The sequence below is a fragment of the Mesorhizobium sp. M0615 genome (assembly GCF_040320805.1).
Classification (GTDB): domain Bacteria; phylum Pseudomonadota; class Alphaproteobacteria; order Rhizobiales; family Rhizobiaceae; genus Mesorhizobium.
Genome location: NZ_JAMYQI010000014.1, coordinates 67,809 through 93,393, shown reverse-complemented (window position 1 = coordinate 93,393; position 25,585 = coordinate 67,809). Strand labels below are relative to the sequence as shown.

General features: G+C 62.6%; 24 protein-coding genes. 11 read left to right on the top strand and 13 right to left on the bottom strand.

The window, feature by feature from the left end; genetic code table 11:
- Positions 1 to 30: 30 nt before the first annotated feature.
- Positions 31 to 564 carry a single-stranded DNA-binding protein gene (gene ssb / locus NKI46_RS24035; RefSeq protein ID WP_023670946.1) on the bottom strand — a complete coding sequence of 178 codons (534 nt, stop codon included), beginning with the start codon at positions 562 to 564 and terminating at the stop codon, positions 31 to 33.
- Between the two features lie 210 nt (positions 565 to 774).
- Positions 775 to 1,176, bottom strand: coding sequence for a hypothetical protein (locus NKI46_RS24030; RefSeq protein WP_023834137.1), 402 nt, complete (start codon positions 1,174 to 1,176; stop codon positions 775 to 777).
- Between the two features lie 133 nt (positions 1,177 to 1,309).
- Between NKI46_RS24030 and NKI46_RS24025 the strand changes: the two genes are divergently transcribed.
- The 8 genes from NKI46_RS24025 to NKI46_RS23990 all read left to right on the top strand — a co-directional run bounded on the left by NKI46_RS24025 (position 1,310) and on the right by NKI46_RS23990 (position 9,590).
- Positions 1,310 to 1,624, top strand: a complete 315-nt coding sequence (locus NKI46_RS24025; RefSeq protein WP_023670944.1) for an ArsR/SmtB family transcription factor — start codon at positions 1,310 to 1,312, stop codon at positions 1,622 to 1,624.
- Positions 1,621 to 2,088 carry an SRPBCC family protein gene (locus NKI46_RS24020; RefSeq protein WP_023688634.1) on the top strand — a complete coding sequence of 156 codons (468 nt, stop codon included), beginning with the start codon at positions 1,621 to 1,623 and terminating at the stop codon, positions 2,086 to 2,088. Before NKI46_RS24025 ends, NKI46_RS24020 begins: the two co-directional genes overlap by 4 nt.
- A gap of 29 nt (positions 2,089 to 2,117) precedes the next feature.
- Positions 2,118 to 2,726, top strand: a complete 609-nt coding sequence (locus NKI46_RS24015; RefSeq protein WP_352498231.1) for an ATP-dependent Clp protease proteolytic subunit — start codon at positions 2,118 to 2,120, stop codon at positions 2,724 to 2,726.
- Between the two features lie 146 nt (positions 2,727 to 2,872).
- Entirely contained in the window at positions 2,873 to 3,094 is a 222-nt protein-coding gene (locus tag NKI46_RS24010) for a hypothetical protein (RefSeq protein WP_156932470.1), read from the top strand.
- A 783-nt stretch (positions 3,095 to 3,877) separates the two neighbouring features.
- The gene (gene uvrA, locus NKI46_RS24005) at positions 3,878 to 6,799 is read left to right on the top strand and encodes an excinuclease ABC subunit UvrA (RefSeq protein WP_023746153.1); all 2,922 of its coding nucleotides are present in this window, start codon (positions 3,878 to 3,880) and stop codon (positions 6,797 to 6,799) included.
- A gap of 34 nt (positions 6,800 to 6,833) precedes the next feature.
- On the top strand, positions 6,834 to 7,298 hold the full coding sequence (locus NKI46_RS24000; protein ID WP_023706185.1) for a GNAT family N-acetyltransferase: 465 nt from the start codon (positions 6,834 to 6,836) through the stop codon (positions 7,296 to 7,298).
- Between the two features lie 28 nt (positions 7,299 to 7,326).
- Positions 7,327 to 8,130, top strand: coding sequence for a DUF72 domain-containing protein (locus NKI46_RS23995; RefSeq protein WP_023693383.1), 804 nt, complete (start codon positions 7,327 to 7,329; stop codon positions 8,128 to 8,130).
- Positions 8,131 to 8,444: 314 nt separating this feature from the next.
- Positions 8,445 to 9,590 (top strand): GGDEF domain-containing protein, encoded by a 1,146-nt coding sequence (locus tag NKI46_RS23990; RefSeq protein WP_023670937.1) that lies wholly within the window; start codon positions 8,445 to 8,447, stop codon positions 9,588 to 9,590.
- A gap of 91 nt (positions 9,591 to 9,681) precedes the next feature.
- Here the strand turns inward: NKI46_RS23990 and NKI46_RS23985 are convergent, their stop codons facing one another.
- From NKI46_RS23985 to urtA, 6 genes are all read right to left on the bottom strand, one after another.
- Entirely contained in the window at positions 9,682 to 9,858 is a 177-nt protein-coding gene (locus NKI46_RS23985; protein WP_023670936.1) for a hypothetical protein, read from the bottom strand.
- Positions 9,859 to 10,388: 530 nt separating this feature from the next.
- A complete protein-coding gene (gene urtE, locus NKI46_RS23980; RefSeq protein ID WP_352748198.1) occupies positions 10,389 to 11,084 on the bottom strand; it encodes an urea ABC transporter ATP-binding subunit UrtE in 696 nt (231 codons plus the stop codon).
- Positions 11,085 to 11,153: 69 nt separating this feature from the next.
- Entirely contained in the window at positions 11,154 to 11,900 is a 747-nt protein-coding gene (urtD, locus tag NKI46_RS23975) for an urea ABC transporter ATP-binding protein UrtD (protein ID WP_023670934.1), read from the bottom strand.
- Positions 11,901 to 11,904: 4 nt separating this feature from the next.
- Positions 11,905 to 13,137, bottom strand: a complete 1,233-nt coding sequence (urtC, locus tag NKI46_RS23970; RefSeq protein WP_023670933.1) for an urea ABC transporter permease subunit UrtC — start codon at positions 13,135 to 13,137, stop codon at positions 11,905 to 11,907.
- A complete protein-coding gene (gene urtB / locus NKI46_RS23965; protein ID WP_352514076.1) occupies positions 13,134 to 14,750 on the bottom strand; it encodes an urea ABC transporter permease subunit UrtB in 1,617 nt (538 codons plus the stop codon). The genes urtC and urtB overlap by 4 nt, the downstream gene beginning before the upstream one ends.
- Positions 14,751 to 14,860: 110 nt before the next feature.
- Complete coding sequence (urtA, locus tag NKI46_RS23960) at positions 14,861 to 16,171, bottom strand: urea ABC transporter substrate-binding protein (protein WP_023684621.1); 1,311 nt, start codon at positions 16,169 to 16,171, stop codon at positions 14,861 to 14,863.
- A 313-nt stretch (positions 16,172 to 16,484) separates the two neighbouring features.
- On the opposite strand from urtA, the gene NKI46_RS23955 reads away from it, so the two are divergent.
- Entirely contained in the window at positions 16,485 to 16,880 is a 396-nt protein-coding gene (locus tag NKI46_RS23955; protein WP_023706180.1) for a hypothetical protein, read from the top strand.
- A gap of 117 nt (positions 16,881 to 16,997) precedes the next feature.
- A complete protein-coding gene (locus NKI46_RS23950; RefSeq protein WP_352748195.1) occupies positions 16,998 to 18,911 on the top strand; it encodes a PhoX family protein in 1,914 nt (637 codons plus the stop codon).
- Between the two features lie 65 nt (positions 18,912 to 18,976).
- On the opposite strand, the gene NKI46_RS23945 is transcribed toward NKI46_RS23950, so the two are convergent.
- The 3 genes from NKI46_RS23945 to NKI46_RS23935 form a co-directional block, all read right to left on the bottom strand.
- Positions 18,977 to 20,548: a GMC family oxidoreductase gene (locus NKI46_RS23945; RefSeq protein WP_352514078.1), complete on the bottom strand. Its 1,572-nt coding sequence runs from the start codon at positions 20,546 to 20,548 to the stop codon at positions 18,977 to 18,979.
- A 50-nt stretch (positions 20,549 to 20,598) separates the two neighbouring features.
- On the bottom strand, positions 20,599 to 21,123 hold the full coding sequence (locus NKI46_RS23940; RefSeq protein WP_352514079.1) for a gluconate 2-dehydrogenase subunit 3 family protein: 525 nt from the start codon (positions 21,121 to 21,123) through the stop codon (positions 20,599 to 20,601).
- A gap of 81 nt (positions 21,124 to 21,204) precedes the next feature.
- Positions 21,205 to 21,600 carry a VOC family protein gene (locus tag NKI46_RS23935; RefSeq protein WP_023670926.1) on the bottom strand — a complete coding sequence of 132 codons (396 nt, stop codon included), beginning with the start codon at positions 21,598 to 21,600 and terminating at the stop codon, positions 21,205 to 21,207.
- A 220-nt stretch (positions 21,601 to 21,820) separates the two neighbouring features.
- Here NKI46_RS23935 and NKI46_RS23930 point away from each other — a divergent pair, with 220 nt between their 5' ends.
- The gene (locus tag NKI46_RS23930; protein WP_023670924.1) at positions 21,821 to 22,123 is read left to right on the top strand and encodes a ribbon-helix-helix domain-containing protein; all 303 of its coding nucleotides are present in this window, start codon (positions 21,821 to 21,823) and stop codon (positions 22,121 to 22,123) included.
- A 5-nt stretch (positions 22,124 to 22,128) separates the two neighbouring features.
- Here the strand turns inward: NKI46_RS23930 and NKI46_RS23925 are convergent, their stop codons facing one another.
- Both NKI46_RS23925 and cckA read right to left on the bottom strand, forming a co-directional pair.
- Positions 22,129 to 22,839, bottom strand: a complete 711-nt coding sequence (locus NKI46_RS23925) for a purine-nucleoside phosphorylase (protein WP_023693373.1) — start codon at positions 22,837 to 22,839, stop codon at positions 22,129 to 22,131.
- An 84-nt stretch (positions 22,840 to 22,923) separates the two neighbouring features.
- On the bottom strand, positions 22,924 to 25,494 hold the full coding sequence (gene cckA, locus NKI46_RS23920; protein ID WP_352748190.1) for a cell cycle histidine kinase CckA: 2,571 nt from the start codon (positions 25,492 to 25,494) through the stop codon (positions 22,924 to 22,926).
- Positions 25,495 to 25,585 lie beyond the last annotated feature (91 nt).

Sequence of the window (25,585 nt, the reverse complement as noted above, 5' to 3'; positions counted from 1 at the left end):
TCTCCTCAGATATCGCCGACTATCGTCAGCTCAGAACGGGATTTCGTCGTCCAGTTCGCGCGACGAGCCGCCGCCACCGCCGCCCTTGGAACCGCCGCCACCGCTGTTGCCGCCGCGGTTGAAGCTCTCATTGGGGCCAGACTGGCCGAAATCCGAGCCACGGCTCGCGCCGCCGCCGCCGGCATAGTTGCCGACCTGACCGCCGCCCTCGCCGCGAGAATCGAGCATCTGCAGCTCGCCGCGGAATTTCTGCAGCACGACTTCGGTCGTGTACTTGTCGGCGCCGGTCTGGTCTTGCCATTTGCGTGTCTGCAGCTGGCCTTCGACGTAAACCTTCATGCCCTTCTTCAGGTACTGCTCGGCGACCTTGGCGATCTGGTCATTGAAAATGACCACGTTGTGCCATTCGGTCTTTTCCTTGCGCTCGCCGGAGTTCTTGTCGCGCCAGCTTTCCGACGTGGCGATGCGGATGTTGACGACCGGATCACCGGAATTCAGGCGGCGGATTTCAGGGTCCGCGCCGAGGTTACCGACCAGAATGACCTTGTTGACGCTACCCGCCATGACACTTCTCCGTGCTCATCCGAAACAAATTTCAAGTCGTTCACCTTACAGGCCGCGCACAATCCTGGCTTGCCGCGGCTGGCTTTTCCCACAAGGTTTTTGTTCCCTTTTCGTTCCTATACTGTTAACCACGGATTGTCAAGGAATGGCAGCAATCGCCGACGCGGGCGCGTGGATTTAGCTGACACGCAGCGGCGAGAAGCGGTGTCGTCAGCGCCGATTTTTCGCTGGTCGCAACGGACCGAAAAAGCCGCTCCACTCCATGCCCATGGCATGGGCGCGCTGTGCGATCACGGTTGGCGCCGACATCAGCCCGACTGCAGGTTCAGATTTCAGAGCCGGGTCATTCAGCAATTTCCCGATCGCGCGCCCGTGCCACCACACCTGAGCGACGAGCGCCGCTACCACCGCGATCAGGCCCCAGGTCCCCAATCCTTCGCCGAAGATGTAAATCCCGTATGGCGGCGATAGCGCCGTACCCAGCTTGGCCAACAAGATCACGGCCACGAAACCGATGACGGCGATGGCGCCTATACCGAGGACGAGGCGGCGATAGAGCCTCAGAGCCTCGTTGAGGTTCTCGGCGGACGAAAGATCGACGTTGGAATTCATAAATACTACTCCTGCCTCGCCATGAGCGGCCCATCTTGTTCCCCATGGATTAGAGGCCCGGCAGGATCCAATCAATACGGGGCATTCAAAACACCCCTTGCCAAATCGATAAGTATCGACTTATGCTTTTGCCATGATCGAAGCAGAGATTTTTCGCGCCCTGGCCGACCCGACGCGACGCGCCGTCTATGAGCGGCTGACTTCCGGCGAGATGAGCGTTTCGGAGTTGCGCACCGGCATGAGCGTGTCGCAGCCGGCGGTGTCGCAGCACCTTGCCGTGCTGCGCGGCGCAGGCCTGGTCAGCGAAAGACGTGCCGGCCGCAACGCCTACTACCGCGCCGATCCGCAAGGGCTCGAGCCGCTGCTCGGCTGGATCGAACGCTACCGCGCATTCTGGCCGGAGCGCATCGAAAGACTGAAGGCCGTTTTGAAGGACATGGACCAATGACCGACGAAAAGCAGACGCAGACCGCCAAGGATGCCCTCGCCTTCGAATGCGATCTGCCGGACGCACCGGAAAAAGTGTGGCGGGCACTGACCGTGCCGGATCTCTTGGCGGAATGGATGATGCCGAACGACATCAAGCCGGAAACCGGCAGCCGCTTTGCCTTTGCCGGGCCTGAGAAGCCGATCGAGTGCGAAGTGCTCGATGCCGAACCGGGGCGCCTGCTGCGCTATTCCTGGCGCGAGCGTTCCGGCGACGCCGACCGCGAGGAGCTGGAGAGCATCGTCACCTTCACACTCGCCCGCACCGTTTCCGGCGGCACGCATCTCCGCATCGTCCATGACGGGTTTGTCCTGACGCCTGCGGTTGCGATGGCCGGCGCCGGCTGCCGGCTCTCGCTGCACGCATATAAGCCCAAGCCGCCAGTCGCCGCCAACGCGCCGCGCCTGTTGCTGCGCGCTGCCTGAACCGGAAAAATCAAAACGGAGACAATGAGATGAGCGGCTTTGCCAATCTGGTGCCGATGGTGATCGAGCAATCGAGCCGCGGCGAACGCGCCTTCGACATTTTCTCGCGGCTGCTGCGCGAGCGCATCATCTTCGTCAATGGCGAGATCAATGACGGCATGTCGGCGCTGGTCTGCGCCCAGCTCCTGTCGCTGGAATCCGAAAACCCCGACAAGGAGATCTCGCTTTACATCAACTCGCCGGGCGGCGTGGTTACCAGCGGCTTCGCCATCTACGACACGATGCAATATGTCAGCTGCCCGGTGTCGACCGTGTGCATGGGCTTTGCCGCGTCGATGGCCTCGTTCCTGCTGATGGCGGGAACGCCGGGGCGGCGCATCGCGCTGCCCAATGCCAGCATCGTGCTGCATCAGCCTTTGGGCGGCTTCCAGGGCCAGGCCTCCGACATCCAGCGTCACGCCGAAGGCATTTTGCGCACCAAGCGGCACATGGCCGACCTCTACGCTCACCATTGCGGCCGCACCCACGAAGAGGTCGAACGCACGCTTGACCGCGATTTCTTCATGACCGCGAAGGAAGCCAAGGACTGGGGCCTGGTCGACCACGTCTTCGACACCCGCAAGCAGGCAGCGGCCTGATCACCGTATCGAATTCAGGCCGGTGTTCCCTCAATTGCAACGCTGCTGGTCTGGCCTCGCCTTGAGCGCGGCACTATAGTCTTGCCATGCGCTACCACCTGAACAGACTGACCATAGCCATTGCCATCACGGCGGCGACATCGAGCATGGCCTTTGCCGGGGGCAGCACCAGCACGTCGCGGAAAGGCGCCCTGCCCGGCGTGACCGGCGACTACCGCATCGCCAAGCCCGCGCCGCAGCCGGAGCCGGACGACGCGCTGTCTGCCGGCGAGAACGGCACGTTCAAGATCGGCGGCACCGATGTCAGGATTTCCGGCAGCATCACTGTCGATGTCGGCACGGGTGGGATCAAGCCGCCGCGCCGGTAGCCCCTTCTCCCAGCTACTATACGGGAGAGAAAGCCTGCGCCGACGACTTCCTCGCAAAAGAACAGCCCCGCCGTTGCTTCCGCTAACGGTCGGGGCTTTTTTTGGATTCCAAATCCAAACTGCCGGTAGTGTTATACCGACTTTGATTTCGGATGCTTCGCGGCGTTCAGCCGACGATCCGACTAGCCGTCTCTGATTTTTGTGGGATTCGGCAGGTCACGGTTTGTCGGGTGGTTTGTTGGATTGTCGCGATGCGTCCATTTGGACACATACACTTCAATGCCTCGAAACTACCTGGCACTTATGCCCGCCGCGGCTCCACTAGCAGGTGGAGCCTCAAGGGACTATCCGGTGGCGTCATGCTCCGCTCCTATGTCCGTTGCGACAGGTGTCAATCCGAAGCACAAATCGCAAAAACCTGCGGCGTCTCGCAGGCCGCTATGGGCGGCGAGGCCATCAAAGACGGCCGGCTCCGTTGACTCCGGCAGAGTGCGCCCCTGATTCGACGGCGTCAACCTTGAATAGCCGGTTACGGAAAATGTGATCGTCGGGAGCTTACGTCAGGGTCAGTTTCTGAAACACCCTTGTCAGTTTCTGCACAGCTTTGTCAGGAGCGTGTTCGGTCTTTGTTCTTTCCGCTTGCCCGTTCGCGCGAAAGACGGTTAAACGGCTTTGGTCGAGAAGTGTGGCGTCTCTCGACGTGGCGGCAAAAATACCTACATAGGGAATGGCCGGGAAAACCCGCCGATCCCACTGACACCAGACCTGAGGCGGCGACCGGCGATGGCCGACCATAAATACCTTTCCATTCGCGGGGCACGCGAACACAACCTAAAGAATGTCGATCTCGACCTGCCGCGTGACAGCCTGATCGTCATGACCGGCCTGTCGGGCTCCGGCAAATCGTCGCTTGCTTTCGACACCATCTATGCCGAGGGCCAGCGCCGTTACGTCGAGAGCCTGTCGGCTTATGCGCGCCAGTTCCTCGAAATGATGCAGAAGCCGGATGTCGACCAGATCGACGGCCTGTCGCCGGCCATCTCGATCGAGCAGAAGACCACGTCGAAGAACCCGCGTTCGACGGTCGGCACCGTCACCGAGATCTACGACTACATGCGCTTGCTGTTCGCGCGCGTCGGCATCCCCTATTCGCCGGCGACCGGCCTGCCGATCGAGAGCCAGACGGTTTCACAGATGGTCGACCGGGTGCTGGCGGTCGAGGAAGGCACGCGCCTTTTCCTGCTGGCGCCGATCGTGCGCGGCCGCAAAGGTGAGTATCGCAAGGAACTGCTGGAGCTGCAGAAGAAGGGCTTTCAGCGCGTCAAGGTCGACGGCGTCTTCTATGAGATCGCCGATGTGCCGGCGTTGGACAAGAAGTACAAGCACGACATCGATGTTGTCGTCGACCGCATCGTCGTGCGCGGCGACCTGGCGACACGGCTTGCCGATTCCATCGAAACGGCGCTCAAGCTGGCGGAAGGGCTGGCGGTGGCCGAGTTCGCCGACCGGCCGCTCGACGCCAGCCAGACCGGCGAGGACTCGGTCAACAAATCGAAGAACGAGACGCATGAGCGCATCCTGTTCTCGGAAAAATTCGCCTGCCCGGTTTCCGGCTTCACCATTCCGGAGATCGAGCCCAGGCTGTTCTCGTTCAACAACCCGTTCGGCGCCTGCCCGACCTGCGACGGCCTCGGCAACCAGCGCGCCATCGACGCCAGCCTGATCGTGCCGGACGAAAACGTCTCGCTGCGCGACGGCGCCGTCAGCCCGTGGGCGAAGTCGACCTCACCCTATTACGCCCAGACGCTGGAAGCGCTGGGCAAAGCCTATGGCTTCAAGCTCGGCGACAAGTTCAAAGACCTGACCGAAGAGGCAAAGGAAGCCGTCCTGCGCGGCACCGGCGAGCGCGAGGTCACCTTCCAGTATGATGACGGCCTGCGCTCCTACAAGACGACCAAGACGTTCGAGGGCGTCATTCCCAATCTCGAACGGCGCTGGAAGGAAACCGAATCCGCCTGGATGCGCGAGGAGATCGAGCGCTTCATGTCGGCGACGCCCTGCCCGGTCTGCAAGGGATACCGGCTGAAGCCGGAAGCGCTGGCGGTGAAGATCGCCGGCAAGCATATCGGCGAAGTCACAGAGCTGTCGATCCGCAAGGCCGACCAGTGGTTCACCGAACTGCCGCCACATCTCAACGACCAGCAGAACGAGATCGCGGTGCGCGTTCTCAAGGAGATCCGTGACCGCCTGCGCTTCCTCAACGATGTCGGCCTCGACTATCTGACGCTGTCGCGCAATTCCGGCACGCTGTCGGGCGGCGAGAGCCAGCGCATAAGGCTGGCGTCGCAGATCGGCTCCGGCCTCACCGGCGTGCTCTATGTGCTGGACGAGCCGTCGATCGGCCTGCACCAACGCGACAATGCCCGCCTGCTCGACACGCTCAAGCATCTGCGCGACATCGGCAACACGGTGATCGTCGTCGAGCATGACGAAGACGCCATCCTGCATGCCGACTACGTCGTCGACATGGGTCCGGCCGCCGGCATCCATGGCGGCGAGATCATCGCCCAGGGCACGCCGCAGCAGGTGATGGCCAATCCTAATTCGATCACCGGTAAATATCTGTCGGGCGCGCTCGAAGTCGCCACGCCCGGTGTCAGGCGCGAGGCCAAGAAGAACCGCCGGCTGAAGATCGTCGGCGCGCGCGGCAACAATCTCAAGAACGTCACTGCCGAAATCCCGCTCGGCACCTTCACCGCCGTCACCGGCGTGTCTGGCGGCGGCAAATCGACCTTCCTGATCGAGACGCTGTTCAAGGCGGCGTCGCGCCGCATCATGGGCTCGCGCGAGCATCCGGCCGATCACGACCGCATCGAGGGCCTCGAATTCCTCGACAAGGTCATCGACATCGACCAGTCGCCGATCGGCCGCACACCGCGTTCGAACCCGGCCACCTACACCGGCGCCTTCACACCGATCCGCGACTGGTTCGCCGGGTTGCCCGAGGCCAAGGCCCGCGGCTATCAGCCGGGCCGCTTCTCCTTCAACGTCAAGGGCGGCCGCTGCGAGGCCTGCCAGGGCGACGGCGTCATCAAGATCGAGATGCACTTCCTGCCCGACGTCTACGTCACGTGCGACGTCTGCCACGGCAAGCGCTACAACCGCGAGACGCTCGACGTCGTGTTCAAGGGCAAGTCGATCGCCGACGTCCTGGACATGACGGTCGAGGAAGGCGTCGATTTCTTTGCCGCCGTGCCCGGGGTGCGCGACAAGCTTGATACGCTGAAGCAGGTCGGCCTCGGCTACATCCATATCGGCCAGCAGGCGACGACGCTGTCGGGCGGCGAGGCGCAGCGCATCAAGCTCGCCAAGGAATTGTCGCGCAAGGCGACCGGCAAGACGCTCTACATCCTCGACGAGCCGACCACCGGCCTGCACTTCCACGACGTCGCCAAGTTGCTGGAAGTGCTGCACGAACTGGTCGACCAGGGCAACACGGTGGTGGTCATCGAGCACAATCTCGAAGTCATCAAGACCGCCGACTGGGTGCTCGACCTCGGCCCCGAAGGCGGCGATGGCGGTGGCGAACTGGTGGCACAGGGCACACCGGAAGCCATCGTGCGCGAAAAGCGCAGCTACACCGGCCAGTTCCTGAAGGAGCTTTTGGAGCGGCGGCCCGGAGGCAAGCGCGAAGCGGCGGAGTAACTGACAGACCGGTCGGGCGCCTGGAGAGCTTTGAATGACAGTCCGACAGGCGCTTGCCGGTGATCTCGACGCAGTCGTCTCGCTGACGCAGACCGCCTATGAGCACTACACGCCCCTGTTAGGCGCGCCGCCGCTCCCAGTCACCGAGGACTATGCGCCACGCATCGAGCGTGGCGAGGTCTGGCTCTTGGAGAGCGGCGCGGAACTCGCCGGGCTGATCGTTATTGAGCGCCATCCCGATCATGCGATGATCTTCAGCGTCGCGGTCTCCCCCGCTTTCCAGGGCAGGAAACTCGGCACCGCGCTGCTCGACTTCGCCCAGGAACAGGCGCGGCTATGGGGTGTGCCGGAGGTGCGGCTCTACACCAATTCGCGCATGGAGCGGAACATCGAGATCTATACGGCCTATGGCTTCCACGAAACGGGCCGCCGAGCCAATCCCCACCGTCCCGGATGGACCGTGGTCGACATGATCAAACCGGTTGGAAAAATAGCCTGACCGCATTTTTAGAACTGGGAGGAAGACGATGATCAGCCAAGGAACAATCCGCGCCGGGATGGGCGGCTGGACTTTCGAACCCTGGGATACGTCCTTCTACCCGGACAAGCTTTCCAAGGCCAAACAGCTGAGTTACGCCACCCGCCAGGTACCGAGCATCGAGGTCAACGGCACCTACTATTCCAGCTTCAAGGAGCCGACCTTCGTCAAATGGGCGGGCGAGGCGCCGGACGGTTTCGTCTATTCGCTGAAGGGCAATCGCTTCGTCACCAACCGCCGCGTGCTTGGCGAAGCCGGCGAGTCCATGACGCGCTTCCTCGGCTCCGGCATTGCCGCGCTGGGCGACAAGCTGGGCCCGATCCTGTGGCAGTTCGCGCCGACGAAAAAGTTCGACGCCGACGATTTCGAGGCCTTCCTGAAGCTGCTGCCGGAAAAGCAGGATGGCGTGGCGCTGCGCCATGCGCTGGAAGTGCGCAACGACAGTTTCAGCGTGCCGGAATTTGTGGGCCTGGCGCGCAAATACAAGGCGGCAATCGTCTATGCCGACCATGCCAAATATCCTGGTATCGCCGACATCACCGGCGATTTTATCTATGCGCGGCTGCAGACCGGCAGCGACGACAATCCGGATTGCTATACGCCGAATGGCCTGGACGAATGGGCAGCACGGGTGAAGACCTGGGCGCAAGGCAAGCAGCCGGCCGATCTGCGGCGCGCCGATCCGACTTTCGACGCGCCGGTGAAACCGCGCGATGTGTTCGTCTACTTCATCACCGAGGGCAAGGTGCGCGCGCCGTTCGGCGCCATGGCGCTGATGAAGCGGGTGAGCTGATCGGTTAAAGCGCGTCGCGCTGAAACGGATTCATACGACGCGATTTAAGTCTTTGTCTTGATGCATGCCGTTGTCCCAGAACCGCGGCACACTTCTGGGCGACATGCATTAGGAGCAATTCCAGGAAAAGTGTGGACCGGTTTTCCCGGAAAAGCGGTCAGCGCTTTCCCTTGAAAAGGGTTTCAACCCAGAATTGCTACGATCAACCGAAGCGTGATAGCTTATGCGCTCGTAACCTTATCGATACCTCCTTCCTGCATAAATCCGGTGCGGGTCCTTTTTAGAGGCCGGCCGCCGCGCGCAAGGACGAGGGCATGTCGCTCGACTACAGTTCCCTTCTGTTGGCTGTCGGGTTTTCCGCCGCTTGCCTCGGCCTGACGCTGTTCGGCATTTGGCTTACCGCGCGCTCGGAAAAATTCCTGCTGACCTGGGCGGTCAGCGTGCTTCTGATCGTCGCCGACGTCTTCGCCTACCAGGCCTATATCGACGCGCCCGGACGCCTGCTCGGCCTCGCCAGCTTCACGTTCCTGCTGCTCGGCTTCGCGACCATGCTGGGCGCGGCCCATCAGTTCACGACCGGCCGCTCGCCATTGCCGCGCATCGCTGTCGGCGCCGGCGTCTCGCTGGCAGTCGCCTTGCCGCCGATGGCGCTTGGCTATGACGGGCTGGGCTTCATGCTGGAGAATGCCTTCGCCGCGCTGCTTTTGTTTGCGACGGCCTATGAATACTGGAAGGGTCGTACGGAATTCCCGGCCCCGATCCTCGGCATTGCAGGGCTCTACACCGCCACCGCAATTTCCTTCGTGCTGTGCTCCGGTGCACTTGTCTGGGATGGCAGGCTGGTGCTTGGCCATGCGCCGAGCAACTGGGCCGAGGATTTCAGCCTCATCGTCGTCATCGCCTGCATGACCGGCATCGGCGCGCTCTCGCTGGCGCTTAACCAGGGACGCCTGGCGCAGCATCATCGCCGCGAAGCGCTGACCGATCCGCTGACCGGACTGCTCAACCGGCGCGCTTTGTTCGACCTGCACGGCAAAACACCGGTCCGGTCCTTCACCGCCGTGATCGTGTTCGATCTCGACGGCTTCAAGGCCATAAATGACGAGTTCGGCCATGCCACCGGCGACGAGGTGCTGAAACTATTCGCCAAGGATTTGACCGCCAATCTCCAGCCAGGCGATGTCGCCGCGCGCATGGGCGGAGAGGAATTTGCATTGGTGCTCGATCGCACCTTGCCTGAAAAGGTGGAATTCATAGCCGAGCGCATCCGGGCCAGTTTTGCCATGCGCCGGATCGATACCGAGACCCGCCTGCTCTCCTGCACGGTCAGCGCCGGCTACGCCTTCGGCAGCGAGGGCGGCACCAAATTCGACAAGGTGCTCAGCGCCGCCGACAAGGCGCTTTACGGCGCCAAGCGCGGCGGCCGCAATCGTGTGCTCGCCTTCCGGCGCGCCGGGTAGGCTGGCTGATATTCAGCGGGCCTGAACCTCACCACACGTAAAACAACAACCTAAAGCGCGTCGCATGAGGCCGTTCAGGCGCGAGGCGTTTTTAGGCCGCTATGACGATCTCGTTGTAAGTGTCGAGGTCGACGTAGAAAACCTTGGTGATTTCGCCGATCAGCTCATCCTGCTGGTAGCCTTGCGAGCGCAGAATGTTGATGGCGGTAATGATGTCGACACGCTCTGTCAGCCGTCGTTTCTGGTGGTCCTCGACGAACCGTTCCATAGCCCTATTCTCCTGGCAAGATTATCTGAACGCATTGACCGACAATCAGAACTGCGAGGGAAGCTAGGGTGGCTTGCTTGCGTGGAACTTGCAGGCTGAGCCAGCATATTCCCTCGATCTGCTACAGAACCAGACTGATACGGAAGCGGCCGACTCACCGAGGCCTAGGAAAGACTAGCATGCAGTATTCGGCGTGCCAGAGTGTGGCGGCCTCGGACGAAAGTCCGACGCAACGGGTGCGGACCTTCGCGACTCATCATCCTTGGGCGTAGCGACGCGAAGCGGAGCGAAGACCCAGGGATCCATGCCGGGACGAAGAAGCGTCATTAACGGTGCAGAATGTGGAATGCCAATGTGCCGCAGAAGCGATCTTGTTCTGCATCGCGGCACTCTTTGGCTGATGTCGCGGCATGGATTCTAGGGTCTGCGCGCGTCGCTCCGCTCCTTGGCTCCGCCCTAGAATGACGAAGTGATTGTGGGCATTTCAGCCAATCTTCGACGTGTACGATCCGTGCAGCCGTCGACCTGCGTTAAACCGTCAGAAACTTCCTGACGTCCGCCCGGTCGAGATCTTCGGCCGGGCCGGTGTGGACGATCTGGCCGCGGTCCATGATGTTGACCTCGTCGGCGAGCTCGCGGCAGAAATCGAGATATTGCTCGACCAGAAGCACCGCAATGCCGGCCTGATCGCGCAAATAGCGGATGGCGCGGCCGATGTCCTTGATGATCGAGGGCTGGATGCCTTCGGTCGGCTCGTCGAGCACCAGCAGTTTCGGCCGCATGACGAGCGCCCGGCCGATGGCGAGCTGCTGCTGCTGGCCGCCTGAGAGATCGCCGCCGCGCCGCCCCAGCATCTGCTTCAGCACCGGAAACAGTTCGAAGACATGCGGCGGCACGTTGCGGTCGGCGCGCTTCAACGGCGCAAAGCCGGACTCCAGGTTTTCGCGTACCGTCAGCAGCGGAAAGATCTCCCTGCCCTGCGGTACGAATGCGATGCCCGACCGGGCGCGATCATACGCCGCGCTCCGGTCGAGCGCCTTCCCCTCGAAGGCAACGCTTCCGCTCGTCAGCCGGTGGTGGCCGACGATCGATCTCATCAAACTGGTCTTGCCGACGCCGTTGCGGCCGAGCACGCAGGTGATCTTGCCGGCACCCGCCGTCAGCGACACACCGCGCAGCGCCTGAGCAGCGCCGTAATGGAGCGTGGCGTTGGAAACTTCGAGCATGTCAGCGCCTTCTCCAGAAGCGGAGGAACGAAAAGTCGAAGCGATGGAATTGCACCCGCCAGACCATGCTCATCTCCCGAGATAAACTTCGACGACCCGCTCGTCGGCCGAGACGAAATCGAGCGAGCCTTCCGACAGCACCGAGCCCTCATGCAGGCAGGTGACCTTGACGCCGAGTTCGCGCACGAAATGCATGTCGTGCTCGACGACGATGACCGAATGCTCGCGCGCTATGTCCTTGAGCAGCCGCGCGGTTTCCTCGGTCTCGGCATCGGTCATCCCTGCGACCGGCTCGTCAACCAAAAGCAGCTTCGGGTCCTGCGCCAGCAGCATGCCGATCTCCAGCCACTGTTTCTGGCCATGGCTGAGATTGGCTGCCAGATCGTGGCGCTTGTCGCCCAGCCGGATGATGCCGAGGATGTCGTCGATCTGTCTGGCTTCGGCGGCCGAGCGGCGATGGAACAGCGCCGGAAAGATCGAGCGCGGGCCCTTCAGCGCCAGCATCAGATTGTCTTCGACGCTGTGGCTTTCGAAGACGGTCGGCTTCTGGAATTTGCGGCCGATGCCCATCATGGCGATCTCCGCCTCGTCGTGCCGGGTCAGATCGACCTGGCCGTCGAAGAACACTTCGCCCTCGTCGGGCCGGGTCTTGCCGGTGACGATGTCCATCATCGTCGTCTTGCCGGCGCCGTTGGGACCGATGATGGCGCGCATCTCGCCCTTGTCGAGCACCAGCGACAGATTGTTGATGGCACGGAAACCGTCGAAGGAGACCGAGACGCCGTCGAGATAGAGGATGGTGTTGGACTTCGACATCGCTCTATTCCGCCGGCTGCGGTTCAGGCCCGGACGCGGACCAGGCACCGGGCGTTGTTGCTGCGCTGCGCACGATCTTCGATGGCGGCGGGGCATCAGGGTCTGTGCCCGCTTCCTCTGCAATCGCTGCAGCCCGCATCGCCCGAGCGTTACCGCGCCAGGAATCCCACATGCCGACGATGCCCTTGGGCAGGAACAGGGTTACGGCGACGAACAGGCCGCCGAGCGCAAACAGCCAGAACTCCGGCAGCAGGCCGGTGAACCAGGATTTGCCGGCGTTGACCAGCAGCGCGCCGACGATCGGGCCGACAATGGTGCCGCGCCCACCGACGGCTGCCCAGATCACGACTTCGATGGAATTGGACGGCTCGAATTCGCCGGGATTGATGATACCGACCTGCGGCACATAGAGCGCGCCGGCGATGCCGGCCATGACAGCCGAGACGGTGAAGGCAAACAGCTTCACGTTCTCCGCCCGCCAGCCGAGGAAGCGGGTGCGGCTCTCGGCGTCGCGCACCGCCATCAGCAGCTTGCCGTATTTGGAGCCGACGATCGCCCAGGTGATGAAGACGGCGAGCGCGAGTATGATGGCGCTGGCGGCAAACAGGGCCGAGCGGGTGGCGTCGGCCTGCACGTTGAAGCCCAGAATATCCTTGAAATCGGTCAAGCCGTTGTTGCCGCCGAAACCCATGTCGTTGCGGAAGAAGGCGAGCAGCAGCGCGTAGGTCATCGCCTGGGTGATGATGGAGAGATAGACGCCGGTGACGCGGCTGCGGAAGGCGAACCAGCCGAAGACGAAGGCGAGCAGGCCGGGCACCGCCAGCACCATGATGGCGGCGAACCAGAAGTGGTCGAAACCGGTCCAGAACCAGGGCAATTCCTTGTAGTTCAGGAACACCATGAAATCGGGCAGGATCGGATTGCCGTAAACGCCGCGCGAGCCGATCTGGCGCATGAGGTACATGCCCATCGCATAGCCGCCGAGGGCGAAGAAGGCGCCATGGCCGAGCGAGAGGATGCCGCAATAGCCCCAGACGAGATCGAGCGCCAAGGCAAGCAATGCATAGCAGAGGTACTTGCCCGTCAACGCGACGATGTAGGACGGAATATAGAACGCGCTTTGCGGCGACACTGCGAGGTTGAGCAGCGGCACGATAATGGCGGCCGTCAGCAGGATGAAAATAGTGATGGCGATGCGACGGTCGGCACCCGCGGCGAAGAAGCGTCCCGTGATCATGTTTCCACCGCCCTGCCCTTGAGCGCGAACAGGCCGCGCGGGCGCTTCTGGATGAACAGGATGATCAGCAACAGCACGACGATCTTGCCGAGCACCGCGCCAGCATAGGGTTCGAGAACCTTGTTGACGATGCCGAGCGAGAAGGCGCCGACCAGCGTGCCCCAGAGATTGCCGACGCCGCCGAAGACCACGACCATGAAGCTGTCGATGATGTAGCCGCGGCCGAGATTGGGCGAGACATTGTCGATCTGGCTGAGCGCGACGCCGGCAATGCCGGCAATGCCGGAGCCGAGCGCAAAGGTCAGCGCATCGACCCAAGGCGTCCTGATGCCCATCGAGGCGGCCATGCGGCGGTTGGCGGTGACGGCGCGCATCTGCAGGCCCCAGGGCGTGCGCTTCATAACAAAGAGCAGCACGCCGAAGACGGTGAGCGCGAAGACCAGGATCCAGAGGCGGTTCCAGGTGACGGCGAGTTGGCCGACATCGAACGATCCCGACATCCAGGAGGGGTTGCCGACCTCCTGGTTGGTCGGTCCGAAGATCGAGCGCACCGCCTGCTGCAGGACAAGCGAGACGCCCCAGGTTGCGAGCAGCGTTTCCAGCGGCCGGCCGTAGAGGAAACGGATGACGCCGCGCTCGATGATCAGGCCGACGGAAGCGGCAACCAGGAAGGCGAGCGGCAGCGCGATCACCAGCGACCAGTCGAACAGGCCGGGGAATGAGGTTCGGATCACCTGCTGGACGACGAAGGTGGTGTAGGCGCCGAGCATCACCATCTCGCCATGCGCCATGTTGATGACGCCCATGACGCCGAAGGTGATGGCGAGGCCGATGGCGGCCAGCAGCAGCACCGAGCCAAGCGAGATGCCGTACCATATGTTCTGGCCGGCATCCCACAGCGCCAGGCTCGAATTGATGCTGGCGATTGCCGCCGTCGCGGCATCCTTGACCGCGCCTTGCGCATTGGCCTCGACCGCGGTGAGCAGCGAGACCGCGTCGCGGTCGCCGCGCGCGCCGATCAGGGCAATGGCGGCAAGCTTGTCGGCCTCCGGCTTGTCGGAGACCAGCACCGATGCCGCGCGCGCCTGTTCGAACAATGCCTTGACCTTGGCGTCGGTCTCGGCGGCAATGGCTGCATCGAGCGGCTCGATATTGGCGGCATCGGGGGTCTTGAACATGGTGTCGGCGGCGGCGATGCGGACAGAAGGATCTTTCGCGCGCAACGTCAGCGTTCCCAGCGCATCTCGGATGACACGACGCAGCGTGTTGTTGACCTTGATCTTGGTGATGTCGGCCTTGGCGGCGTCGCCGGCTTTCTCGCCGCTCAGCGGGTCGAGCAGCGTGACGCTGTCGGCGGCCTCACTGCCGACGAAGACGGCTGAATCGGCTTTACGAATGTAGAGATTGCCTTCGGCGAGGGCTGCAAGCGGCCGTTCAACCAGCGGATCGCCGGTGGCGGCAAGTTCGCGCACAACAGCCTCAGTGGTGGCAAAGCCCGTGCCCGTGGCGAATTTGGCGACGATGGCGCGCAGATCGGCTTCGGCTGCGTTCGACGGCAATAGGCTTGCCACCAGGAACACCAGCATGAGGCCGAGAGTGCGCAACAGGATCATCCGTTCAGACTCTTCTGTGGGGAAATTCCGCGTCCGGGCGGGCTGAAGCGCCCGGACGCTTGGCGGTACCGATCGTGGACGCGTCCACGATCGGTCAGTCCCGGGAGGGATCAGTTCGTGCCCTTGCCGCCGCATTTGCCGGTGGCAACGTTGAAGTTGCCGCAGGACAGAGGCGCGCGCCAATCCGAAATCAGGTCCTTGGAATCGGGCAGATAGTCGGACCATTCGTCGCCCATCACGAGGCCGGGCGTCTGCGACACGGTCTCGAACTGGCCGTCGGCCTGGATCTCGCCGATCAGCACCGGCTTGGTGATGTGATGGTTCGGCATCATGGTCGAATAGCCGCCGGTGAGGTTCGGCACGGACACGCCGACCATGGCGTCGATGACCTTGTCGGGATCGGTGGTGCCAGCCTTTTCGACCGCCTTCACCCACATGTTGAAGCCGATATAGTGAGCTTCCATCGGGTCGTTGGTGGTGCGCTTGTCATTCTTGATGAACTTGTGCCAGTCGGCGATGAACTTCTTGTTTTCGGGTGTGTCGACGCTCTCGAAATAGTTCCAGGCAGCGAGATGGCCGACCAGCGGCGCGGTATCGAGACCGGCCAGTTCTTCCTCACCGACCGAAAAGGCCATGACCGGGATGTCCTCGGCCTTGATGCCCTGGTTGCCGAGTTCCTTGTAGAACGGAACGTTGGCGTCGCCATTGACGGTCGAGACGACGGCGGTCTTCTTGCCGGCCGAGCCGAATTTCTTGATTGCGGAGACTTCGGTCTGCCAGTCGGAGAAGCCGAACGGCGTGTAGTTGACCATGATGTCTTCGGCGGCGACGCCCTTGGCCTTCAGATAGGCCTCGAGGATTTTGTTGGTGGTGCGGGGATAGACGTAGTCGGTGCCTTCCAGCACCCAGCGCTTCACCGAGCCACCGTCTTCGCTCATGAGATAATCGACAGCGGGAATCGCCTGCTGGTTCGGGGCGGCGCCGGTGTAGAACACGTTGCGCTCGCTTTCCTCGCCCTCATACTGGACGGGGTAGAACAGGATGTTGTCGAGTTCCGAGAACACCGGCAACACCGATTTGCGCGACACCGAGGTCCAGCAGCCGAACACGGCGGCGACCTTGTCCTTCGAGATCAGCTCGCGCGCCTTTTCGGCAAAGAGCGGCCAGTTGGAGGCCGGATCGACAACGACCGCCTCGAGCTTCTTGCCGAGCAGACCGCCCTTGGCATTCTGCTCTTCGATGAGCATCAGCATGGCGTCTTTCAGCGTCGTCTCCGAAATCGCCATGGTCCCCGATAGCGAATGCAGAATGCCGACCTTGATCGTGTCTTCGGCGGCCTTGGCCGGAGACGACATCGACAGGCCGGCGGCGATCACGCCCGCCGAAAACATTTTTGTTATTGTGGAGAAATTACCCCTCATACCGAAGACTCCCAAGCTGTTTGATTGCACCGCGACAATGCAAAGCAACTGCCGTGCCAAACGCGAAGGCGCCGCTCATAAAGATGTAATAGCCGAGCGTTATCAGGCCGTTGGTATATTAGCCTGGAGAGACAACAAGGCAGCCGGTAAAAATTGATTGAGGCAAATTTGCGCAGCGCACACGACTTTTGCCTAATTTTCGCCCAATTGAGACAAATGCCTAGTTTTTGATCTCCGGCCGTGGTTTCCGGGCGAACAATGTTGCGGCACCGCGCAAAAATAGGGCAAGCTCGCCCTTCAAACGAGAGACGTCATGACATCTCGCATCTCACGCATTTCCGGCATCCTGCTGCTGATGGCAACGAGCGGCGCCGCGCGCGCCGATTTCAGCGAGGGCAAGCTTCCGGACGGCACCTATCATTGCGAGGTCTACCTGCTCGGCGCCTTCCTCAACCTCGGCGACATCACCATCAAGGGCAATGTCTATACCGGCCCGGTGACATTCGGCACCGCGACGCAAGGCTACAACTATCAGATGAATGCCAATGGCGAGATAACCTGGCTCGGGCCGCTGGGCGGCTATACCACCGGTGGCAACTCCGTCTCCATGACACAGGCAACACTGGACGGCGAGACCGCCCCGTCATTCGACATCATTCTGAAGCAGCCCGACGGCGCCTTCACCGCCTCGACCTGCACCAAGGGCTGAGCGATGCGTAGTGCCGCGCCCAGTTGCGGCAAAACCTTCCTCTTATGTCATGTGAATGTTGCCTAAGCAGACTAGGGCAACGGTGCGCCGTAACATCCACCCTGAGAGGCAGACACCATGGCCAATACACCGTCTTCATCCTCCCCCGTCATCCGCGAAATCATTGCCGAGCGCGTCTCGCGCCGGTCTCTTTTGAAAGGCAGCCTCGCCTCCGGCGCGCTGATTGCCGGCGGCAGCTTTGTCGGCTCCTTGTTTGCCGGCGAAACGCATGCCGCCGCAGCGCAGTCGACGCTCGGCTTTCCCGAGCTGAAGCGGGTCTACGACAAGACCCATGCCGCCGCCGAAGGCTATGAGACGACCATCGTCGCGCGCTGGGGCGATCCGCTTGCAGCTGGCCTCGCCGAATTCGACGGCAACAAGGTCGCGGCGGAGGAACAGGAAAAGCGCTTCGGCTACAATTGCGACTACATCGCCTTCATGCCGCTGCCGAAGGGCACGGTGAATTCCGATCATGGCCTGCTCTGCGTCAACAACGAATACATCTCGCCCAATGTGATGTTTCCGGGGATGACCGAGGGCGATGCCGGCAAGACGATGACCAGGGAACAGGTCGATCTCGGCATGGCCGCGATGGGCCATTCGATCGTCGAGGTGCAATTGAAGGACGGCAAGTGGGAAACCGTAGCCGACAGTCCGCTGAACCGCCGCATCACCGCCAACACCGAAATGACCGTTTCCAGACCGGTTGCCGGCCATGCGCTGATGAAGACCTCGGCCGACGCGACTGGCACCAAAGTGCTCGGCACCAGCTACAACTGCAGCGGCGGTTTCACCCCCTGGGGTACGGTGCTGACCTGCGAGGAAGGCGTGTCCGACATTTTCGGCGGCGACCCGAAAAAGGCGCCGACTAGCGACCTGCTCGACCGTTACGGCTTCGACGGCTCCGACATCTATGGCCGCGGCCGCTTCCATGACCGCTTCAACCTCGACAAGGAACCGAACGAGGCCAACCGCTTCGACTGGGTGGTCGAGATCGACCCTTACGATCCTCAGTCCAGGCCGGTGAAGCGCACGGCACTTGGCCGCATGTCGCATGAGGCCTCGACCGTGGTCCTCAACAAGGACGGCCGCGTTGTCGTCTATATGGGTGACGACGACTATTTCGAATATATGTACCGCTTCGTCTCGGCCAAGGCCTATGACAGGGCCAACCCGGCCTCCGGCGCCGATCTGCTCGACGATGGCGTGCTGTCGGTCGCCCGCTTCGATGCCGATGGCTCGATGACGTGGCTGCCGTTGGTGCACGGCCAGGGCAAGCTTACCGTCGAGAACGGTTTTGCCGACCAGGCCGAGGTGCTGTTGAAGACGCGGTTTGCGGCAGATGCGCTCGGCGCCACGCCGATGGACCGGCCCGAGGACATCGAGACCAATCCGGTGACCGGCCGCGTCTATGCGGTGATGACCAAGAACAAGAAGCGCGACCAGTCGAAGGTCAATCCGGCCAACACGCGGCCGGAGAACCTGTGGGGCCATATTGTCGAACTGATCCCGCCCGGCGGCCGCGGCGCGGATGCCGACCACACGGCGGAAAAGTATGCCTGGGACCTGTTCGTGCTCTGCGGCAACCCGAAAGATGCCAAGGTCGGCGCCACTTTTCATCCGGATACGTCGGACAATGGCTGGTTCGTCTGCCCCGACAACATCACCTTCGACCCGGCGGGGCGGCTGTGGGTGGCGACGGACGGCGCCAATGATTTCGACCTGCCGGACGGCGTCTATGGCGTCGACACCGAAGGTGCGGCGCGCGGCCTGCCGAAGCTGCTGTTCACCTGCCCGCACGGCGCCGAAGCGACCGGCCCGTGCTTCACGCCGGACGGCACGACTTTGTTCCTGTCGGTGCAGCACCCTGCGGAAGATGCCGAGACGCTCGACAAGGTGCAGACGCTATGGCCCGATTTCAAAGACGGCCAGTTGCCGCGACCTTCCGTCGTCGCCATCCGCCGCAGGGACGGACAGCCGGTCGGCGCATAGTGAGTCCTAGGAAAAACGGGCGGAACGCGCCATGCGCGTTCCGCGTAGCGATCCGGGAGGACGGCTCAGATCGTCTTGGCCGACATTTGCGAAGCGATGTATTCGGCCTGGCGGATAGCCAGCGACACGATCGTCAGCGTCGGATTTTCAGCCGCACCGGTCGTGAACTGGCTGCCGTCCGACACGAACAGGTTCTTGATGTCGTGCGCCTGGCCGTGCTTGTTGACGACGCCGTCTTCCGCCTTTTCGCTCATCCGGTTGGTGCCGAGATTGTGGGTTGAGGGATAGGGCGGCGTCGGGAAGGAGCGCGTCGCGCCGACCGCATCGTAAAGCGCTGTGGCCTGCTTGTAGGCATGATTGCGCATCGCCGTGTCGTTGGGATGATCATCGAAATGCACGTCGGCGATCGGCATGCCGTGCGCGTCCTTCTCGTCCTTGTGCAGCGTGATGCGGTTTTCCGCGCGCGGCATGTCCTCGCCGACGATCCACAGGCCAGCCATGTGATCATAGTGGTCGAGCGCGGTGGTGAAGGAACGGCCCCAGCCGCCGGGATTGAGGAAGGCGGCCATGAAGGGCAAGCCGAGCGACAGCGTCTCGAATTCATAGCCGCCGACAAAGCCGCGTGAGGGATCGTGCCGCGCCTCGTCGCGGATAATGCCGGCCATGGTGGTGCCGCGATACATATGCACCGGTTGGTCGAAGATGGCGTAGACCGAACCGGTGGTGTGGCGCATGTAGTTCTTGCCGACCTGCCCCGACGAATTGGCAAGCCCTTGCGGAAACTTCGCTGACTCGGAGTTCAGCAGCAGGCGCGGGCTTTCGATCGAGTTGCCGGCGACGGCGACGATGCGGGCCTTCTGCTCCTGCAGATTGCCGTCCTTGTCGGCATAGACGACGCCGGTCACTTTTCCGCTAGCGTCATGGTTGATCTTGATCGCCATGGCGTTTGGCCGGACCTCGAGATGGCCGGTCGCCTCACCTTTGGGAATCTCGGTGTAGAGCGTCGACCATTTGGCGCCCCATTTGCAACCCTGGAAGCAGAAGCCGGTCTGTTGGCAGGAGTTGCGGTCGTCGCGCTCGACCGAATTGATTGCCATGTTGCCGGTATGACATTCCTTATAGCCGAGCTTGTCGGCGCCGGCCTTGAGCACCTTGAAGTTGTTGTTGCCGGGCAGCCGCGGCCAGCCATTGGTGCCGGTGACGCCCATCTTGGCTTCCGCCTTGGCGTAGTACGGCTCCATCTCGGCCAATGTGACCGGCCAGTCCAGCAGGTTGGCGCCTTCCAGCTTGCCGTAGGTCGAGAGCGTCCTGAACTCATGCTCCTGGAAGCGCAGCGAGGCGCCGGCCCAGTGCGTGGTCGAGCCGCCGACCGATTTGACGATCCAGGCCGGCAAATTGGGGAAATCCTTCGACACCCGCCAGTCGCCTGAGGTTGTGCGCTTGTCCGTCCAGGCGAGTTGGCTGAAGGAACCCCACTCGTCGTTGATGAAATCCTCGTATTCGTGGCGCGCGCCGGCCTCGAGGATGACGACATCGACGCCTTTCTGGGCGAGTTCGTTGCCGAGCGTGCCGCCGCCGGCGCCGGAGCCGATGATCACGACCACGCCATCGTTGTTGAGATCAAATGATGCTGCCATGGTTTCCTCCCATGAATTCCTGTTTGCGGGGTTTCAGAACGACGGAGGGCTCAGAGCCACTCTATGTCGTCGAAACCGCGCGCGATGTAGCCGCCCTTGGAGTAGGATTCGCCTTCGTAGCCGAAGATCGGCCACACCTCCTGCTGGTTGTAGAGGCTGACGACGAGGCCGCCGCGGACGGACTGGAAGAACGGCGTCGCCTCGATCTGCTGCAGCACGGCAACGCGCTGCTCCTCCCAGCCGAGGCCGCGATAGCCGCCCTCGCCCGACTTCTTGTCGAGGTCGGCGATGCCGTCTTCGATCATCGTCTTGTAGGCAGCGTCCTTGCCGGCCTGCTCGTCATGGCCTTTTACGGCGGTGGCGTAGTATTTGTCGGGCACCTGATCGTGCGGATAGATGTCGCGCGCCATCTGGATCAGCGTCGCCATGGTTTCGGGCTTGAGCGCCGATGTCTCGAGCCCCCAGGCATTTTCAGGGCTGATGACGGCGCTGCCGGAAATGACGAGCAACGCGCCGATGCCGCCGCGTTTGAGAAGTTCACGACGTGAGAGCCTCGCGTCATAGATCGTGACCATTTTGTTCCTCCCTGCTTGCTGTTTGCGCCCTTGAACAGCGCCGTTGCTGGCGTTGCGCGGCTGAATGCGGCCGATAATCCCCTACTGGAAGCGGCCTCCACGCTGCAGAACCTCGATCTTGTAGCCGTCGGGGTCCTCGATGAAGAAAAAGCGGGCGATCAGCGATCCGTCGCGGTTGAATTCGACGATCTTCTTGGGGTTGAGGCCGAGCGCGCCGATCCGGTCGTGTTCACTGTCGAGATCGGACACCGAGACCGCCAGATGGCCGTAACCGTCGCCTAGCTCATAAGGCTCGGTGCGGCCCTTGTTCACGGTGAGTTCGAGCTCGAACCCCGTTTCGGCGTTGGCAAGGTAAATCAGCGTGAATGTCTCGAAATCCAGCCTGTCGGCGACATCGAGCCCGAAAGCGTTTCTGTAGAAATCGACGGATCTGGCCTCTTGGAGAACCCGGATCATGGAATGGATTGCCTTCGCCAAATCAGTCTCCGCCGCTGCATGCTGGAGGCGATTATGGGCGGCACGCGCGAAAGGTGGTGGCAGCCGGTTACCACGGCTAAATTTGCAATCGCTGCTATGCCTGCGCCTAAAGACGAAAGTCCGATTGCCGATTCGGCCCACAAGGCCGAACATGCAGGGACAACCATAACTTGAAGGCGCGACACGCTGCGCCCAAAACCAACAATATCGGGAGGTAAGGATGTGCAGGGTTTTTGCCGGGCAGGATCCGGAAGGCTATCGACAGATCAACCGGTCGATCCGCATCGACGGTCACTCTACGAGTATCCAGCTTGAAGGAACGTTCTGGGCGCTGCTTGACGAAATTGCCGACAGCCAGGGCCTGACGACGCCGAAGTTCATCTCAAAACTCTATGACGAGGCGATCGAGATCAACGGCGCCATTCCCAACTTCGCGTCGATGCTGCGTACCACCTGCGCGCTCTATCTGCGCGGTCACCGGCCAGACATGGATGAGCTGACGCCGAAGCGCGAAGCGGCCTGAGGAAGCTAGCCTTCCGCCGCAACGTCGAGCCCGAGCCGCGCCATATCGGTGAACAGCGCCTGACGTTCGGAATAGGCAGTCTGTTCGCCGGTCACGATGTTGTCGACGACGGTCAGCAGCGACAGCGCGCGGGCGCCGAAATGCGCCGCGATTCGGTAGAGTGCGCTGGTTTCCATATCGACAGCGAGAGCGCCAAGCGCCTGCGCTTCGGCAAAGCGGTCGCGCCCTTCAGGGTGGTAGAAGACATCGCTGCAGATGGTCAGCCCGGCCTGGTGGTCGATGCCGAGCTGGGCGGCGCAGGCCAAAGCGTGGGCGAACAGGCCGGGATCGGGCCCGGCGGCAGCATCGTAGAGGCCGAAGACCTGGCCGCTTTGGTCGCTTTCGGCGCGCACCGACTGCGAGATCACCAAGGAGCGCAGCGGCACGCGGGGTGTCAGGCCGCCGCAGGTGCCTGTGCGGATCAGCGTTTTGACGCCGTGAACATCCAGGAGTTCATGCGCATAGACCAGGAAGGACGGGACACCGATGCCGGTGGCCTGGATGCTGATGGGACGGCCGCGATAGAGACCGGTGAAGCCGAGTACGCCCCGGCGGCGGTTGACGCAGCGCGGCGCCTCAAGAAATGTCTTTGCCATCCACTCGGCGCGTTGCGGATCGCCCGGCAACAGCACCGTTGCGGCATAGTCGCCCCTGGCAGCCTCGTTGTGCGGCGTCACGACATGCTCCCCAAAACCCGCCGCCCGTTTCGCCTGCAATCATGGCAGTGTCACGTCATTGCGCAAGCTTTGAATTAGGGCGCCCTAGGACTCCAACACATCCTTGACCACGGTGGCCAGCTGCTTGAGGGAGAACGGCTTCGGCAGGAAGCCGAATTGCGCGTCCGGCGGCAGGTTTCTGGCGAAAGCGTCTTCCGCATAGCCGGACACGAAGACGAACTTGATGTCGGGCTGGCGCTTGCGCAGTTCGCCGAGCAGCGTCGGTCCGTCCATTTCCGGCATCACCACGTCGGACACGACGATATCGACCTTGCCGCCGAGTGCTTCGAAGACTTCCAGAGCCTCGACGCCCGAGGAGGCCTCATGGACGGTATAGCCGCGCGAGGTCAGCGCCCGCGAGCCGCCCATGCGCACGGCGTCTTCGTCCTCGACGAGGAGCACAGTGGCCGAGCCCGACAGGTCCTTGGCGCTGTCGGCGGCTTTCACCGGCGCAGCCGGCGCCTCGCTGACGTCGCCGGGCTTCTTCGCCTCCACGATATGGCGCGGCAGGAAGATGCGGAAGGTCGAACCCTTGCCGACTTCGGAATCGCAGAAGATGAAACCGCCGGTCTGCTTGATGATGCCATAGACCATCGACAGGCCAAGGCCGGTGCCTTTGCCGACTTCCTTGGTGGTGAAGAACGGCTCAAAAATCTTCTTCAGCACGTCCGGGGCAATGCCCGAGCCGCTATCCTCGACCTCGACCACGACATAGTCGGCAGCCGTGAGCTCGCGGTAGGAGAGGCTCTTGCATTGTTCGGCGGTGACGTTGCGGGTGCGCACGGTGAGGTCGCCGCCGGCCGGCATGGCGTCGCGCGCGTTGACGGCCAGGTTGACCACCACCTGCTCGAACTGGCCGATATCGACCTTGACCGGCCACAAATCGCGGCCGTGGTCGACCTTCAGCTTGATCTCGTTGCCGACCAGGCGGGCAAGCAGCATCCGGAGATCGGCAAGCACGTCGGTCAGGTTCAGCACTTCCGGCCGCAATGTCTGCTTGCGCGAGAAGGCGAGCAACTGCCGCACCAGCGAGGCCGCCCGGTTGGCATTCTGCTTGATGTTCATGATGTCGGGGAAGGACGGGTCCGACGGCCGGTGATTGGTCAGCAAAAGATCCGACGCCATGATGATGGCGGTCAGCACATTGTTGAAGTCGTGGGCGATGCCGCCGGCGAGCTGTCCGACCGCCTGCATCTTCTGGCTCTGCGCCATCTGGCCCTCGAGCGCCTTCTGCTCGGTGGTCTCGACGGCATAGACGATGGCCGATTCCTCGGCGCCCTCGCCGGTGCCGTCGGCGACGGCGTTGACGTAGAAGCGGATGTGACGCTCCTCATTGCCGGGCAGCAGCGTGTCGATCGGCTCGATGTCGGCCTGCCTCAGCCGCGCCTTTTCGAACGCGGCGGCAAAGGCCGGCCGGTCGCGCTCGTGGATCACGGTGTCCAGCCGCACGCGGCGGTCGACCGCGTCGCCGTCGACGACGGAGGAAAACAGCGACAGGAACGGCGCGTTGGTGCGCAGGATGCGGCCGCCATTGTCGACGGCGGCAATGGCCATCGGCGTCGAATTGAAGAAACGGGTGAAGCGCACTTCCGAAGCACGAAGGTCGGCCGATGCGTCCTCGCCCTGGGTGCGGTTGAGCACGATGGTGCGGGTGGGACCGTTGGTCCCCTCGCGGCTGGCCGAGACCCGATGCATGAAGCGCACCGGCAGCGCCTCGCCGGTCGTCGTCGTAAGATCGAGATCGATGACGGCGTTGCGGGTGGTGCCGGGATCGGCCTTGACCGAGCGCACCAGCGCCATGCCGTCGCCGGCGACGATTTCCGGGAGTGTCACGGCGCCAGGGGTGAAGCTCGCCAGATCGATGCCCAGCCATTCGGCGAGCGTGGCGTTGATGTAGGTGACACGGCCTTCCTGGTCGGCTGAGAAGAAACCGGCCGGCGCATGGTCGAGATGGTCGATGGCCTTCTGCAAGTCGAGGAAGAAACGCTCCTGCTCGGCCCGTTCCTGCGAGATATCGGCAAGCTGCCAGGCAAGCATCGGCAGGCGCTGACCGGGAACGCTGAAGGTCCGGGCCCGCGCCCGGTACCAGCGCGCGCCGGGTTCGGCGCCCGGCCGGATCGACTGTGCCAGCCGGAACTCACCGTCGCCGGCCTGGCCATCGCGCAAGCCCGAGGCCAGCCGGTATATGGTCACCGAAGCTTCGGGGACATCGGAAAGCAGGCCTTCGACCGTCTTCAGATCGGCGGCCGACGCAGCACCGGTCATCTCGGCGTAGGCCCGGTTGGCATAGACGACGCGGCCCTTGGTGTCGGTGACGATCAGGCCCTGCGACATCGAATCGACGAAGGCCTTCGACAGTTCATCCCCGGTCGAACGCGGCGCGATCTGCACGAAGCCGATGGCCGTGGCGAACAGGAAGCCAACGCCGATCATGGCAAGCACGCCCAGCATGCCGAGCAGGAACGGATCGCCAAGACGCTCGCGGAAAATGCCGAAAACGATCGCGGCCCCGGTCAGGACGATGATGAACACGATGAGCCGGGTAACCGCGCCTGGCCGCGTGTTCTGATCGACAATCGGTACCGGATAGAAATCGCCGCGCGTTTCCCTGGCCATATGCCCCCTGCTCGTGAGTTGTCCGACACCGCCCCCGGCCGGTTGAATCACATTCTCCTAATCCGGAAAAGGCCTTGGCGGCAAATGTCGG